Here is a 15283-nt window from a genome sequence, read left to right on the forward strand (position 1 = left end):
CAAATGGTTCGATGTCTGCCCGGATGCGACACTGAATGTGTCCATCCTCGCAGTATCCGGTTCTCAAGGTGCACGCCCCGCGGCTCATCCGGTCCGACCGGGCCGCGCGGCAAGGAGATATATTGCCAGACCGGAGGGGCGCCGGGGGCGGGAATCGCGCACTCCATATTTTGTTCACAAATGAATAGAACCCTCAGTTGCTTCACTGAGGCCGCATTCGAAGCAGCAGCTTCTGATATTGGCGATGACCAGCTGGTTTATAGGTGTTAAGGCATCGGTCATCTCTGGAGCGCCACTTTACTCCAAAAGCATGAGCTATTTGTTTCCCGTCGGTAAAAGGCAGGTTTTGTTCGCCAAGCGTTCTTATATATAGAGAAGTTCGGGTTCGAACCCGTGCACCGGCAACAAAAAAGCGACCAGCCGGAGCCGATCGCTTTCTATTCTATGCTGGATCATCCAGAGGGCGCTTCCGAACTCATTTTCTCGCTGCCATTCATGCTTTCGAGGCATCGTTCGACCTCCACAGCCTCATGTTTTGAGGATCTGCCGTGTTTATCACTGTTATTAATGAGTGTGTGGAAGTGATCCTCATACAGATACGTGCGATCCGCCAGAGAACTGAGAAGCATCTCTCTGCAGCCCTCGTTGCCTATCCTCGCATCTCTCAGGTCTTCCGGAAATTCACAAGCAGTCTTAGAGTCAGTTTGTTTCCGTTTTCAGAGACTTGTTTGAGAGTTTTTAAAGACAGTTCAAAACAATAAGTGAGACACCATAAAGCAGAGCAAGATGTGCCGGATAGAAAATGTAGAAGAAATATTTGAGCTTCAGCCCTCGCTTACCATTATAAAGATTGATAAGCAGCAACGAAACGACCGCGGCAGCAACATCAGGATTAAATACATTAGCTGTAGCAAACTCAAATCCGCCGCCAACTATATGGCATGACGAAAGGAGCACTGCACATACTGCAGCAAAGAACATCTTGGCCTTGCTGTCGTGGAATAAATAGAATGCAGCCACAAGCATAATGCCATACACACCGCCATCTAGTTTAGTGTATTCAGCTGCCAGTGCTGTCAAAACAATCAGAGCAGTTTCTGCGATGTATCTTTTCCGTTTTGAAAGACTTTGTATCTTTTCCAGAACAATCAAAAAGACCAAGGAAAGCAGGAGCTCACACATAACATTTTGTTGCCGAAGGTCAAATAGTTGCCCGGTTTGGACGAAATCGTATATGGGCTCCGCAATGATTGCGAAGACAAGCATATTTCGCAGGTACTTCTTTAAGTCATGAGTATGCAAAAATCCCTCAACTATCAAAAAGCAAAATAAGGGAAATGCAATTCTGCCAAGAACATGAAGCACATCCGAAGCCTCGCTTAGAATCGCCCACTGTTCGTCTGATATCTGACTGTACGATGCGTGAGTCATGATTCCATTGGTCAGGACGATCCTGCTTACATGATCGAGAACCATCGAAATGGCTGCTATTATCTTTAATGTGCTGCCGCTAATTCCGTATCTATTTGTTTTCATTTCGTATTCCTTACTTTGGGTGGGCCGTCAGGGGTTCAGCCTGCTCCGCAGGCGGCCGCTGCGGCGCTTCGCGCCTTGCGCGCTGCGCTGGCAAACGCTCACGCGTTTACTCAGCTCCGCGCCCTTTCGGGTTCGAACCCGCGTCGCGGCAACAAAAAAGCGGCCGGCATCCGCCAGTCGCTTTTCCATTCTATGGTGGGCCGTCAGGGGTTCGAACCCTGGACCTTGGGATTAAAAGTCCCCTGCTCTGCCAGCTGAGCTAACGGCCCGCGGGTGGCATTGTACCACGGTCTGGGACTATTCCCAACTCCATTGGCCGTTCTGGAAAATCACAACTTCACGTCCATCAGGCGTAATGCCCGTAATATCGATGTCGTCCGTGCCAATCATAAAATCGACGTGCGTGCTCGAGACGTTAACGCCATGCTCCAGGAGCTCTTCCTTGGACATGTCATACCCACCCTCGATACATTCGGGGAAACCGACACCTAGCGCGAGATGGCAGCTGGCGTTCTCATCATAGAGCGTGTCATAGAACAAAACGCCACTTTCACGGATCGGCGTGTTCTTGGAGATAAGCGCGACCTCACCCAGATGAGCGGCACCTTCATCGGTGTCAATGATGCTCGCAAGCGTCGCCTTGCCCACGCGGGCATCGTAGTCCGCCACGCGGCCGGCCTCGAACTTAATCCAAAAATCGTCGACCTTGTTACCGTGGTGAATGAGCGGCATGGCCGAGTACACGATACCGTCGGCGCGCATACGATCAGGCGAGGTGAAGACTTCCTCGGTGGGAATGTTGGGGAAGAAGGGGTGTCCATCGGGCGTCTTGCCCTTGCCGCCGGCCCACTCGTGACCCTTCGTCATGCCAATCGTCAGATCGGTTCCATTTTCCGCGGTGTAATGCAGGCGGTCAAAACGATTGTCGTTCAGGAAACGCAGGTTCTTTTCGAACGCCGCGTCATGAAGCTCCCAGTCGCTCTCCGGGTCCTGGCCATCGGCACGAGCGGTGTGCAGAATCGCATTCCATAGCTTATAGATTGCAACCTCATCGGCGTCTCCCGGGAACACCTCGTGCGCCCAAGCCACGACCGGAGCGCCGGCGATGCACCACGGATTGATGTTGTAATCCAGTCCACGGCGGAAAACTTTGCACTGCGTATTCCTCGCCTTGGATGCCGCGGCCGGCTTGGCTGGATCGATGCCCTTGAGGGCTGCAGGATCCGCACCCTCAATAAAGATAAAGCAGGCGCCATCCTGGGCCAGGGAATCCAACTGCAGGCGCTTCCACTCGGGCGTCTGCTCAAAATAGCTTTTATCGACATGCTCGTACGTGAGCCTCGTCACGGCATCATCGGCCCAAATGACCGTCACGTGGCCAGCGCCGGCGGCATAAGCCTCCGCGACCACCACGCGGGCAAAAGGCGCGCACTCGACCGGAGACTGAACGACAACCTCCTGGCCGGGCTTGACGTTTACGCCTTTGCGGACAACCAGGCGCGCATAGTTTTTAATCTTGGGCTCCAGGGCCTTCATGCCCTCCAGAGCTTCTTCGACCGTCAGGGCAGCTCGAATCATGTGCCACTCCATCTATCTATAGGACAATAATAAGGCGCGCCGCAAAAACGACACGCCTTATATCTTAGCGATAAGTATGCATGCAAACGCTACTTCTTCTTGGAGTCCTTTTTGTCCTCCTCGGCAGCTGCGCGCTCGATAAGAGCGTTGAGCTTGTTCTCGGACATGCCCTCGGCCTGCGTGCGGTACATGTTGCGCAGGGGACGAATACGAACGAAGTCGTAAATAAAGTCACCCAAAATGACGACGTAGGACAAAACGATGCCGACCATCTGGACAGGGCTGGACACCATGCCAGCGGGAGCGAAGTAGAACGAAGCCCAAATTGCCACGACGAGTACCATGCCGATAGTAAGCACGGCCCACCAGATACGACGGCGCTTGGTGTAGTCCTCATCCTGCTTGAGAAGGATATTCGACACCGTGTAGATGCGGTCCTCCTTGGCGCGCTGCTTAGCCTTGCGGGCGCGCTTCTCCTCTTTAGAGAGGCCCTCGAGGTTCTCGCCCTTCTCGAGCTCTTTGCGGCGTGCCTTAGACGAAGCCGGCACGACGCGGACAGAGCTCGCTGCCTGACGGGCAGGCTTAGCAGATGCGGCGGACTTGCGCGCAACCCCGGTAACCTCGTGGGATTGCGTGCGCTTGTTCGTGGCGCTACGGGTACTCACTTATGCGTTCTCCTTCATGCTTGTGAACTGGGAGCCCGTGATGATCTGGAAGGCCTCGCGATAGCGCTCGGACGTGCCATCGATGACCTCGGCGGGCAGGTGCGGGGTCTCCCCCGTCATATCCCAGTTGGCCTTGAGCCAATTGCGGACGAATTGTTTGTCGTAACTGGGCTGGATCTTGCCCTCCTCGTAGCTGGCAGCAGGCCAGAAACGGCTGGAATCGGGCGTGAGGCACTCGTCGATCAGCGTGACCTTGCCATCGATGACACCAAACTCGAACTTGGTGTCGGCAATGATGATGCCACGGGTCGCTGCATACTCGGCGGCAGCCTTGTAGATCTTGAGGGAAAGGTCACGAATCTGCGTGGCGATATCCTCGCCCACGATCTCGCAGCAACGCTCGAACGAGATGTTCTCGTCGTGGTCACCAATCTCGGCCTTCGTGGACGGCGTGAACAGCGGCTCGGGAAGCTTGGAAGCCTCGGTCAGGCCCTCAGGCAGCTGGATGCCGCAGACGGTGCCGTTCTCGTCGTAGGTCTTCTTGCCCGAACCGGTCAGATAGCCGCGGACGATGCACTCGATAGGAATCGTTTGGGCCTTTTTAACCAGCATGGCGCGGCCAGCGAGGTAGTCACGATACTCAGCAAACTCCTCGGGGAAATCCGCCGGGTCGATGGAAACGAGATGGTTGGGGACGATGTCGGCAAACTTATCAAACCAGAATGCCGAGATGCGATTGAGCACCTCTCCCTTAAACGGAATCTCGTCGGGAAGAATGAAGTCGAACGCAGAAATGCGGTCGGTGGCGACCATCAGCAGGTTTTCACCGGCATCGTAGATATCACGAACCTTGCCACGGGAATCCGGACGACGCTCCATCGTTGTCACGTGAGTCACTCCTTACCAAAATACGACAGTAATGCGGGTTCTTTCCCGCACGTTTTCGCAAACTCGGAGCGGCAGGGATGAAACCCCTCCTTCACCGAATAGCGAAAAGCTAGTGCTCCATTGTAGTAGATGCCGCGTCCGCCGTGTGCTCGCGAGGCAGATGAATCGTAAAAGTCGTACCCTTTCCAAGCTCCGACTCCACGGAAATGTAGCCATGATGTCGCTCGACGATCTGTTTAGTCACGGCGAGGCCCACGCCCAGACCGCCCGCCTCACGGGCACGGCTGGCATCGGCGCGCCAAAAACGGCCGAAGATGCGCGACAAGTCATCCTTGGCAATACCGATGCCGGTATCAGAAACGGCGACGCTGACGTGTTTGCGGTCACTGAGCACCGACACCACGACCCAACCGCCCTCGGGGGTATAGCGCATGGCGTTGCTCATGAGATTGATGACGCATTGTGTGATCATGTCGGGATCGGCTTCGACGACATCGTCGTGACCTTGGGTCTCGTCAGCAAAGCGCAAGCGCAGATCGCGGTCAACAAACAGGCGCTCCTGAGCGTTGACGATGGAACGCACGAAGGGAACCATGTCCACCGGCTCAAGGTTGAGCGGCGCTGTGCTGTTTTCCATGCGCGATAGATCGAGCATCTGCTGCACCAGACGGGCCAGGCGACGTGTCTCGGATGCAACGGTTTCCAGATGCTCGTCGTCGGTGGGATACACCCCATCCTGCATGGCTTCGACTGTCGCGAGCATGGCCATAAGCGGAGTACGAAGTTCGTGAGCCACGTCTGAGGTCAGGCGCTTCTCGTGTTTCATATCCTTCTCGAGCGAAGTGGCCATCTCATCGAAGGTCTCACCCAGCTGATCAATCTCGTCATCACCGCGCAAACCAGTACGAGCGGACAGATCGCCATCGCGAATTTGCTTGGCCGTGCTCGTAATACGATGAATCGGCTTGGTGAGCATGCGCGACACGAGCGATCCGATAACGACCGAAATGCAGATTGCAACAACCGCGGCGAGGGCCATGGCGTTAAAGGTCTTCTCCCTAAATGCAGAATCCGCCTTGGTGAGCAAGGCATCGGAGCCGATGGCCCATAGCTTTACCTGTCCGACATGCTCGCCCGAAGACGTTATGATTTCGACGTTGGCAACGCTATCGGAGTCGGTGGGAGCCGACGAGACCGGGCTATGCGATGCTTTTTTACCGCTCGAGCTGCTCGACGCCGATTCGCTCTCGCGCACATCGGCGGTCGCGCTTGCCGAAGGCCATGAGTCGTCATAGACGACAACGCCCTTCTTGTTGACGACCTGCATACTCAGGTCGTCGGATACCAAACTCGATGTCGCGACCGTGCGCAGCTCGCCCGCAGTCCAGTTGCCGTTTTCCTCATACGACGTCGCAAGCTTTTCGGCAGCTGAATTGGCGATCTCGACGATATTGGAGCGCGTGTAATCCGAAAAGACCGTGCCCCACACAACAGAGACCACGCCCACCAGCACCAATACCGTCATGAGCGATGTCAGAGCAAAAGCAAGTGCCATGCGCGAGGGATAGCTCATCGTTGGCCGTGAATCGGAACGAGGCGTGTTCCAACTAGCCTTGGAACCCGCCTCGCTCTCCTGCTTGTGCTTTTGTCCGATTTCAAAGCGCGCAGGTGTCATATGTGATTTCCCTATTTCTCGTCCGACTTATCGGTCTTGGCCGGAGCCTCGAAGCGATAGCCGACACCGTGGACGGTGTAGAGCCACTTGGGCTTCTTGGGATCATCGCCCAGCTTGGCGCGAAGGTTCTTCACGTGGCTATCGATGGTGCGCTCATAGCCCTCAAAGTCGTAGCCGAGCACCTTCTCGACCAGCTCCATGCGGTTGTAGACGCGACCGGGGTGACGGGCAAGCGTGGTGAGCAGCTTAAACTCGGAAGCCGTCAGGTCGACTTCCTTGCCCTCGACCAAAATCTTGTGGCCCGAGATATCGATGACCAGATCGCCGAAGTCGAGTACCTCGACGGCTGGCTCGTCGGCCTGATGGGCACGGCGGAACAAGGCGCGTACGCGCGCGACAAGCTCGCGCGGCGAGAACGGCTTAATCAGATAGTCGTCGGCGCCGAGCTCAAGACCGATAATACGGTCCTCGATCTCGCCCTTGGCAGTCAGCATGATGATGGGGACATCCGAGGTATCGCGAATGGTGCGGCAAACGCGCTCGCCGGGGATCTTGGGGAGCATAAGGTCGAGCACGACCAGGTCAAACTGATGCTTCTCGAACTCCTCGATCGCGGACTGGCCGTCGCCGACACCCACAACCCAGTAGCCTTCGCGCTCGAGATAGGCAGCGACGGCGTCACGGATTGCCTTCTCATCCTCGACCAGCAGAATCTTTTTTGCATCTGAAGCCATAACACGGCCCCCCTGTCTCAATCAGCTAAGAACAAGCCCATTTTAACGCACCTGAGCCCGCCGGATGCCACTATGACGCGGCAGCTCGGCGGGCGGTACTCACAATTACAACGCGTTTATTCCCCTGTTGGCGCCTTTTTAACCCCTCTAAGCTTAAAGAGAGAATAGGCGTGCGGTGACCGTCTCGGGTATACCCTGGCTGTTGCGCACCGTGGCGTACGTAAGGAATGAGTCCGATTTTCCCGCCGTAGCTGGATAATCGCCATATTCCAAAGCGCGGTCGGGCGACAACAGCGAGCCATAGGTCTTGGCAGAGGTGTCGATGAGAAAATGCGATGCCTGTACCTTAACGAGATATTTATTCTTCTTGCCGGCAGCACATGCGAGCGGCTCGCGGGACAGAAAGAGGTATGGCCCTCCCTCATTACCGATATACGTGCCCATGTTGCCCAGGCTGCCCACGTCACTATAGGTCGCCTCGATAGAAAACACGAAGGTATCGCCCATATATACGGCCTCGAAAGGCGAGACTGACGAGGGAAGGACTAGCTGGGCACGTTTGGTGTTGTTGCCATCGGTCAGATCGATTGCCGTTATGCCATAGTAGACGCCTTCGTCGTTGCGGACACGCGGCGAGATGGTCAAAATGCCGTCGCTCGCGCGCGGGGCCGATGCAAAGCGGCCCATCGATTTCCAAATTACCTCGGCCTTGGATTCATCAAGCGAGCGACGATAGCAAAACGAATCACTACTCGTTTTATTGCCGCCTGCCGAAGGCATTTTATACCAGATGACCGATGACCCGAACGCCGTAAACAGGGGCGGATCATAGTCCTTGCCACCTCGATCGAGCTCAGCCACGTCGCCAGAGAGCGAAGCGCCCGACAGATTTTGAGCGTAGAGCTTCCACGATGAATTGGCAAAGTTCATCTCAACCCACGCAAACACGCCATCGCCGGCACGGACATCGTAAAAAGCATATCCCGTGCCCTCGATAGGATCCTCGATTAATGTGGTAAGCGAGCCATCGCCCAGGTTGAGCACACCAAGCGTATTGGCATGCAGAGCAGAAGCAGGCGCCATCATCGCGGCGGCGTAGTCGCCATCGCAGTAGTACAGCAGCGTGCCCAGCGGCAGCGTCCACGACGCCGCCGGCTCAAGATCGATATCAACAGCTTCGTACTCATCAGTGATCGAGACAATCTTCGAATCGTCCTTGATAACCTGCGGCTCGCCGGCGGCATCGTCGCTGGTGCCCGTTTTTTTCGAGCAACCGGCAAGCACCGTGGCAGCGCCCGCGGCAGCACCGCCGAGCACAAAGCCACGGCGCGATATTCCATTCTTGATGTGGTCGGCGATACCCATTAGGCGATCTCGGCGCGAGCGGCCTCGATAGCGCGCGTAAGCTGATCGGCGCAAGAGGTCTTTTTCATACCGCAGGTATTACCGGCGAGAACCTCGATTACGCGATCGGCAGGAGCACCCTCGACTAACTTGGAGATTGCCTTGAGATTGCCGTCACAGCCTCCGGTAAACTCAACGCCCAGCACCTTGCTGCCATCGTCAGAGAGATTGAGGTGAATATTGCGAGAGCATACACCCTGCGGCTTGTAGTCAAAACTAATCATTGAGATCCCCTCTCGTAAAGCAATTTCAGACGTCTATTATCCCCGTCCGAACCGATAAAGTATCGCGGGCACCGATTCAACATTCCCCAGTGCGCAAACCGGCGGCAGCAATACTAGCAATCTGCTTCCCGAGCGTGGACTTTTCGTTTCTCTTGATACATGTTGTGGTCAGCGATGTGGTACATCTCGGTCAGCGAACATCCGGGTGTCTCTGCCGTCGCGACGCCAAACGACGCACTGACTGTCAGCACCTCATCGCTCGCAGCAGCAAGGCTGAGGCGAAGATCTTGCACTACTTCACATGCGGATTCGCGATCGGTGCGAGGGCAAATCAGCAAGAACTCGTCGCCACCAATGCGCATAGGCACAAACTTCTCGCCTGCCGTTCGCCTCAATACAGACGCCGTACGCCGTAGCAGCTCATCGCCCATTTCGTGACCGTAGAGATCGTTGGTACGCTTGAGGAAATTGCAGTCCATCATGATCACACTCACGGGCAGGGAATCGTTCACCAGGTCGTCGCCAAGGGACTCAAGGTAATTTCTATTGCGAAGTCCCGTCAGCTTATCCTGGAAAGAAAGCTCCTCGGCGCGCTTTGTCATCGAGATGTTATGCGTCGCCACGACGACCGACTCCAGTCGACCCTGCTCATCGCGGCGCTGTGGAACAACCTGCAGCGAATACCACGTACCTCGGCAGTCTCGTACCTCGGCATCCAAGTACGGCATGCCCTCCATACGATCCTGAAGCGTCTTTATATCTAAGAGCTCCATGACCGCCTCGCGACTTTCGGGACTCACAATGTCTCGGCAAACCGTTGCAAAAAAAATCATATGCCTCGGCGTGCTCGGCAAATATCTTCGCCACCGATGGCGACATGTTAATCCCCTCGATCTCGAGCGTGTCGAGATGCAACAGGAGGGTCGACTCATACGTGGAACTGATGGCATTGATGATGCCGAGCTGCTTGTCCTTTTCGGCCAAATTGCGACGATCGGCGACGATACGCACCAACAGCACTACAACCAAAAACACTAGGAACGCCAGCACGCCGACAGCGATAAATGAAATCCTGCCCGACATGACCTCAGATTTGGGATAGAGCGCAAACAGGCGATAGTCCTCATACGCCGCACGCACGGCATACCAGGTACTTCCCCGATATTCGACACGTGTTAGACCTTCGTCTTTCCAATCAATTCCGCTATCGGCAAGAAGCCGGGCGAGAGCTATATCGACGGTCGAATCGTTTGAAGAAACGATTTGCGCATCGCGCATCACGAACACGGTTGGGCTCTGATGGAATGTGTTGTTCACGAGCACGTCGGCGATCGTATACGAATAATCATCGGCGGGCTCGGGCGCAAGCGATCGATACCCCAGCGCTACGCCATCACCGTACGGAACAACACTCACGGCAAAGTCGACATCTCGACGCTCAACGACCGTCGAGTAGGACACCTTGGAGCCTCGATACATCGATGCGACCGACGAACAGGCAAGCTCCTCTCGCCACAGCATCAGCGGATCGCGACCGTCGATATCGTAATGAGCGGTCATATGGCCGTCGGCGTCCATGACCAACATTCCCAAAAGGTGCTCGGAATGGACGTACTCCTCGACACGATCATCGTTGACTTCAACGCGATCAGGCGGCAAGAACGTCGAAAACGACTCGAGCGCGGCATCCAAATTGTGCGTCGCCTCGGTTTTTCTTCCCTGTTCATATCGGTCATATTTTTCGCAGGCGTTTTTTAAAAACACCATGGTTTCCTGGCCAAACCCAAGCGTTTTATTGAGACAGCGATGCGTACCGACCACATACAGCAGACCCAACAAAACAGCGCTGGCCACAACGCAGATAGCCGCGGTGACTAATGCCTTTCGGCGCAAGCGGCGCTCATCATTTGTCATGATTCCGCTCCTTGCCCGTCCGTCGTCGCCCTTGCCTTGTACTTGCCCACAATGCGCTCAATCGTGCCATCTCGATCCATCTCGAACAGCACGGTATCGAGGTTTTTGACGTACTCCCCCTCATAGCCGTCCTTAAACGCGACGCCAAGGTCAACCGTCATAACGTTGTCGGCAAACACACGATAAACACCGGGACACTGCGCGACGAGCCGGTCGAGCGATTGGACGTCCGCCATCCAACAGTCAACATAACCTTTGACCAGGGCAGCTTTGCAGAGTTCGGCAGAGCCATATGATTTGATGTGCACATCCGGCGAGATCCCTAGGTCCCCGGCAAGCAATCGGCGTTCACTCACCGAACCGGCAATCACCGCAACAGTCTTGCTGCCATCGAGATACGCCAAGGACTTGATACCACTCGTTTTCTTGGTGGCAACCGAAACCGTTATGGTTAGATACGGCTCAGTCCAGTAATACTCGTCTTCGCGATAACAGGGCGAGTAGTCGCACCACAGACAATCGATATCGCCGTTTTTGAGCAGGCGGTCACGATCATTCCAAGATATGTCAATGAACTGCGGTTTGATTCCCGCACGTTTGCAGGCCTCGCGGGCGATATCGATATCAATACCAGCGTAGTCGCCTGTGGTATCGACATACACATAGGGATCGTTATCCGTAACGCCGATTTTGAGCACCGGGAGATCTTTATCGGCTTCGCTCGGTGAGGTAGAACTGCTTCGAACGGTATACGTCAGGGCGACCGCACAAACGGCAACAAGGAGTATGAGCACGGACGAGACGATGGCGCCTCGTTTGATACGTCTGGACACACGGCTCTTTTCATCGAAACAGCAGATAAGGTTCATTTTATTACCAGGGGGCCAGTGCAACAGCGAAAAAAGCGCCTTGCCCAAGACGGGCAAGGCGCCAATGGTTGAAATGCATCCGCAGGCGGTCGAATTAGGTCAACCCTACTCGAAGCTCAGCTGCTCCCGAATGCACCCCCGACCGCTGCCTCGTTCAGGCCGTTGGCGCCGACCGCGTATCTGGCGGTTTCCGACGCGCCGCACTGCACGCGACACACGGGCTGAAGTCTTTAACGTAAAAGCCCCGTAGGTAAAACGAGTTACCAACGGGGCTTGGACTGAAAGGTCGCGCTTAAACGAGAGGGGCGCCCTAGCGCTCGAGACGTTTGCGCATAAGCGCGAAGGCAATCAGCGAAGCGCCGGCAACGGCCATAATAAAGGCGACAGCAAGGGCCTGGTCGCCCGTGTTGGCGAGCGTACCCTTAGTAGTCTTAGCAGACTTTTTGGTTACCTTGGTCGTCGTCTGCTGACCGGGCTGGGACGGCGTCGCGGGCTGAGTCGGCTCCCCCTTGGCCTCCTCGCCCGTCACCACGTACGTCGAGAAGTGGCTCGTGCGGAAGCAGAGGTAGTCGCCCTCGGTCCACGTATCCATAGTCTGAGTGGAACCATCCTCGGCAACGTAAAGCACCTTGAGATTGGTGAGCGCCTTCATGGCAGCAGTCATCTTGACACGGACGATGAAGGACATGCCTTCGTAGTCCTCGATAACCTCGCCGTCCTTGAGAAGCTTGATATCGAGCTTATCGGCAACCTTGGTACTCCCCTGCTCAAGGCCGGAAATTGTAGCATTGGCGGCGTCGGTAAGATTTGTCGGTTCCTCGACCACAAGAGAGATGCTGTTGTTCTGGGCAATGCCGGCAGCGGCATTGTTCTCGGCGCTTACGCTAACGTCCGTTCCGTCGCTACCTGCAACGCCCGCAATAGTCCTCGCCGCCACAGTAACGGTACAGGTCATTGTTTTGTCACCACAGGTAGCGGTGATCGTGGCGGTACCGGCCTTAAGCGGCGTCACGACGCCGTCTTTGACCGTAGCGATCGACGAGTCGCTGGAGGTCCAGCTCACCGTTGTATCGTCTGCATCTGCAGGAGTCACCGTTGCGGAGAGCTTTGCGGAGGCGTCGCCTACGGTAAAGGAAAGGTTCGTCTTGTTGAGCTCAACCTTCTGGGCGGGATTGGTCACGCTCACCGAAACGGTCTGGGAGAGCGACCCTGCAGTGATGACAAATGAACCAGAACCGGTCTTGAGGGCGACAACGGTGTAGGAGCCATCGCCGTTGTCGACGACCTTAAACGCCTTCGAAGCGCCCGTGTCATCCAGAGCGAGCTTGGTCTCGTCGACCTCACCTGCCAGGGCTCCGGCAAGAGAGGCTTTTACAGTACCTTCTTCACCCTTCGCAAGGTTGAGGGAGGACTGATCGACTGTAAGACTCGTTGCGGGATTAGAGACGGTCACCGCGCAATCCTGAGAATAGGTGCCATCTTCGGTCGAAGCAGTGATGGTTGCGGCGCCCTTGGAAACAGACGTCACTTTGCCGGTTTGATCGACCGTAGCGACGCTCTCGTTACTGGACTTCCAGACAACCGTCTGGTCAGCCTCCGCGGGAACGACCGTTGCCTTAAGCTGCTCGGTTGCAGCGCCCACAAGCGTGACCTTCTGCTTATCGAGCGTGATACCCGTTGCAGGTTGAATAACCGTCACCTTGCACGTGGCACTATATTCGCCGTCCTCAGTGGTAACGGTGATCGTGGCAGCACCGGCCTTGACCGGGGTCACGACGCCGTCCGCAACCGTGGCGACCTCCGGGTCGCTCGAAGACCAGGACACATTCTTATTCGTTGCATTGTTGGGCTCAACCGTTGCGGTCAACGTCGAGGGCTCACCGCCCACAGCAAGCTTAAGATTCGACGCGCTGAGACTGACGCTCGAGACCTTTACGACCGGAGTGGTTACCGTAATTGCATCCGTGGTTGCAGAGACTCCATCAACCGTTGCCGTGATAGTAGCATTACCGTCACCGACAGCAGTAACAAGACCGTTGCCATCGACGGTAAGGACGCTCTCGTTAGAAGAGGACCAGACAACCTTACTGGCTTTATCGTCAGGGGAAACCTTTGCCTTCAACTGCTGAGTCGTGCCCTTGTCCATAGATGTTGAGTAACCATCCGCAATGGAGACCGTAGTTTTTGCAGGTTCCTCGCCAGGCTTAACGACATGAACGGTCATCGTGTCACAGAGACGACCACCCAAGTACATTGAAACCGTTGCATCGCCGTAACTATGAGGCACTAAATACCCCAAGTAACTGCCACCATTAAACATCGGTCCTTTTACCTCGAGGACATCGGGATTATCTGAAGTGAAAGAATACTTTGCACCGGCATAGGAGTCCATCAATTCCTCAGCGCTTTTGCTCAGCACGCCCTTTGGATATTCAAACCCCCTGTCACATTCCAGCCAAAGCCAATCTTTGGATATACTATCTGAACTGACCTCACAGGGAAATGTATAATCGCTCGACACAAACTTAGCCTTCGAAAGGCTCACTTCCGCAGGGTCGACAACCTCTATCTCAAAGGGATGGTCATTGCCAAGGCCATCACGAGCATGAGCCTTAACGGTGCCAGGCTTTATTGCCTTAAACGAGTTTTCACCATCGATAAGCTCAACAACATCGCTGCTTTCTAGAGAATAGGTTACAGAGCTAACGAGCGAATCCCAATGTGCACGCTGGCATGCCTTCAGTGCTTCATTTGGGGAAACGTTGAGAATGGCAGACAGATAAGAGCTGTCCCCAACCAGCATCTTTTGTTTTTTGTTCCCACGCTCATTGAATCCAGGCTCCTGATTCTCGGTTACAACATCACATAGCTTCTTCATCTCGGTCTCGCCGTTGCAATAGTCGACAAGAACCTTGGCCTCTTTTGCATCTTTCGCCAACGCCTCGAGTTGCAAAGAAGCGCTTAGCTCAGAAGTTCCATATGAATAATAATTCGAATTCACCCTTGCCTGAACTTTGGAATCCTTTGAGGGATCTTCCTTTATTTCAAAATATGTAGCCGCACGGGTCTCGTCCTTGGGGCGAACGTAAACTGTCCCCTCTAGCAATGCATAGTGCGTGTTCCCGCATTTTTGCGGACAATCATCCGTGTAACCCAGCGTTGCAGTCGTTGTCGTCGCACCGGATTGGTCATAGGATACGAAACTCACCTTAATTGGATTGACATTAGCCACGCTCTTAATCTTAAGAGAACCGTTTAAACTCTCGTCAGCCCTGCTCTTCATGGTTATAGTCGTTGTGCCGACTTTGGTGGGACTAATTGTCAACACCCAATCACGTGATTTATAGCTCACTTTAGCGATATCCTCATCAGACGATGTGATATCGATATCACTGGGGTCAATGGGCGCCCATTCGTGATTTTTATTAAAAAAGGAAAGCCTTCCTTTCACCGTCTGTCCAACAGCGACATCAAATTCTGACCACACATCGCCTGTAGACGAATCGTATGGGAGAAACGATGCACCCATGGAACCATCCTGCGACTCCAGCATGACAGCATCCGCATGCGGGGCGGCCACCGTCAGCCCAAACGTTGCCGCCGTTAAAGCAACGCAGATGCCTGCGGCTATCCTCCAAAACCCTTTTCTCATTCCCCTAAGTCCAATCTCTCGTGAAAAAACGCAGCATTCTCCCACACCTTAAAATTGGCTTAAGGATACCCCCCCCCAACGAGCACTTGCAAGCTAATGTTTGCCAGAAGGGGCAAATTAACGGCAAGCGACATTTCTGCAATA

The 15283-nt window shown here is 54.9% G+C and carries 12 protein-coding genes and 1 tRNA gene; all 13 read right to left on the reverse strand.

What is annotated here, in order from left to right; translation table 11 throughout:
• Positions 1–738: 738 nt before the first annotated feature.
• Positions 739–1536 carry a TraX family protein gene (locus PMX72_RS06760; RefSeq protein WP_117655807.1) on the reverse strand — a complete coding sequence of 266 codons (798 nt, stop codon included), beginning with the start codon at positions 1534–1536 and terminating at the stop codon, positions 739–741.
• Between the two features lie 193 nt (positions 1537–1729).
• A tRNA-Lys gene (locus PMX72_RS06765) sits at positions 1730–1805 on the reverse strand.
• Positions 1806–1833: 28 nt separating this feature from the next.
• A complete protein-coding gene (locus tag PMX72_RS06770) occupies positions 1834–3114 on the reverse strand; it encodes an aminopeptidase (RefSeq protein ID WP_117655806.1) in 1281 nt (426 codons plus the stop codon).
• 89 nt (positions 3115–3203) lie between these two features.
• Positions 3204–3779: an ABC-2 transporter permease gene (locus PMX72_RS06775; protein ID WP_271729401.1), complete on the reverse strand. Its 576-nt coding sequence runs from the start codon at positions 3777–3779 to the stop codon at positions 3204–3206.
• A complete protein-coding gene (locus tag PMX72_RS06780; RefSeq protein ID WP_035136481.1) occupies positions 3780–4658 on the reverse strand; it encodes a phosphoribosylaminoimidazolesuccinocarboxamide synthase in 879 nt (292 codons plus the stop codon). It abuts the gene before it with no gap.
• 118 nt (positions 4659–4776) lie between these two features.
• The gene (locus PMX72_RS06785; RefSeq protein WP_117786700.1) at positions 4777–6342 is read right to left on the reverse strand and encodes a sensor histidine kinase; all 1566 of its coding nucleotides are present in this window, start codon (positions 6340–6342) and stop codon (positions 4777–4779) included.
• A gap of 11 nt (positions 6343–6353) precedes the next feature.
• Positions 6354–7076, reverse strand: a complete 723-nt coding sequence (locus PMX72_RS06790) for a response regulator transcription factor (RefSeq protein WP_006236208.1) — start codon at positions 7074–7076, stop codon at positions 6354–6356.
• Positions 7077–7229: 153 nt separating this feature from the next.
• Positions 7230–8441 (reverse strand): twin-arginine translocation signal domain-containing protein, encoded by a 1212-nt coding sequence (locus tag PMX72_RS06795; RefSeq protein ID WP_117786702.1) that lies wholly within the window; start codon positions 8439–8441, stop codon positions 7230–7232.
• Positions 8441–8704, reverse strand: coding sequence for a TIGR03905 family TSCPD domain-containing protein (locus tag PMX72_RS06800; protein WP_089572560.1), 264 nt, complete (start codon positions 8702–8704; stop codon positions 8441–8443). Before PMX72_RS06800 ends, PMX72_RS06795 begins: the two co-directional genes overlap by 1 nt.
• A gap of 113 nt (positions 8705–8817) precedes the next feature.
• Positions 8818–9432 carry a GGDEF domain-containing protein gene (locus PMX72_RS06805; RefSeq protein WP_271729402.1) on the reverse strand — a complete coding sequence of 205 codons (615 nt, stop codon included), beginning with the start codon at positions 9430–9432 and terminating at the stop codon, positions 8818–8820.
• Positions 9353–10618: a hypothetical protein gene (locus tag PMX72_RS06810; protein WP_271729403.1), complete on the reverse strand. Its 1266-nt coding sequence runs from the start codon at positions 10616–10618 to the stop codon at positions 9353–9355. Before PMX72_RS06810 ends, PMX72_RS06805 begins: the two co-directional genes overlap by 80 nt.
• Positions 10615–11535 (reverse strand): substrate-binding periplasmic protein, encoded by a 921-nt coding sequence (locus PMX72_RS06815; protein WP_271729404.1) that lies wholly within the window; start codon positions 11533–11535, stop codon positions 10615–10617. The genes PMX72_RS06810 and PMX72_RS06815 overlap by 4 nt, the downstream gene beginning before the upstream one ends.
• 262 nt (positions 11536–11797) lie before the next feature.
• Positions 11798–15139, reverse strand: coding sequence for an Ig-like domain-containing protein (locus PMX72_RS10280; protein WP_334203762.1), 3342 nt, complete (start codon positions 15137–15139; stop codon positions 11798–11800).
• Between the last annotated feature and the right edge of the window lie 144 nt (positions 15140–15283).

Source organism: Collinsella aerofaciens, from assembly GCF_028207065.1.
GTDB classification, from domain to species: domain Bacteria; phylum Actinomycetota; class Coriobacteriia; order Coriobacteriales; family Coriobacteriaceae; genus Collinsella; species Collinsella aerofaciens_AR.

Bases quoted from the DNA above. Each gene is read 5' to 3' on its own strand.
- PMX72_RS06760 (WP_117655807.1), bottom strand. From the start codon at position 1,536: ATGAAAACAAATAGATACGGAATTAGCGGCAGCACATTAAAGATAATA.
- PMX72_RS06770 (WP_117655806.1), bottom strand. From the start codon at position 3,114: ATGATTCGAGCTGCCCTGACGGTCGAAGAAGCTCTGGAGGGCATGAAG.
- PMX72_RS06780 (WP_035136481.1), bottom strand. From the start codon at position 4,658: ATGGAGCGTCGTCCGGATTCCCGTGGCAAGGTTCGTGATATCTACGAT.
- PMX72_RS06785 (WP_117786700.1), bottom strand. From the start codon at position 6,342: ATGACACCTGCGCGCTTTGAAATCGGACAAAAGCACAAGCAGGAGAGC.
- PMX72_RS06790 (WP_006236208.1), bottom strand. From the start codon at position 7,076: ATGGCTTCAGATGCAAAAAAGATTCTGCTGGTCGAGGATGAGAAGGCA.
- PMX72_RS06795 (WP_117786702.1), bottom strand. From the start codon at position 8,441: ATGGGTATCGCCGACCACATCAAGAATGGAATATCGCGCCGTGGCTTT.
- PMX72_RS06800 (WP_089572560.1), bottom strand. From the start codon at position 8,704: ATGATTAGTTTTGACTACAAGCCGCAGGGTGTATGCTCTCGCAATATT.
- PMX72_RS06805 (WP_271729402.1), bottom strand. From the start codon at position 9,432: ATGCCGTACTTGGATGCCGAGGTACGAGACTGCCGAGGTACGTGGTAT.
- PMX72_RS06810 (WP_271729403.1), bottom strand. From the start codon at position 10,618: ATGACAAATGATGAGCGCCGCTTGCGCCGAAAGGCATTAGTCACCGCG.
- PMX72_RS10280 (WP_334203762.1), bottom strand. From the start codon at position 15,139: ATGAGAAAAGGGTTTTGGAGGATAGCCGCAGGCATCTGCGTTGCTTTA.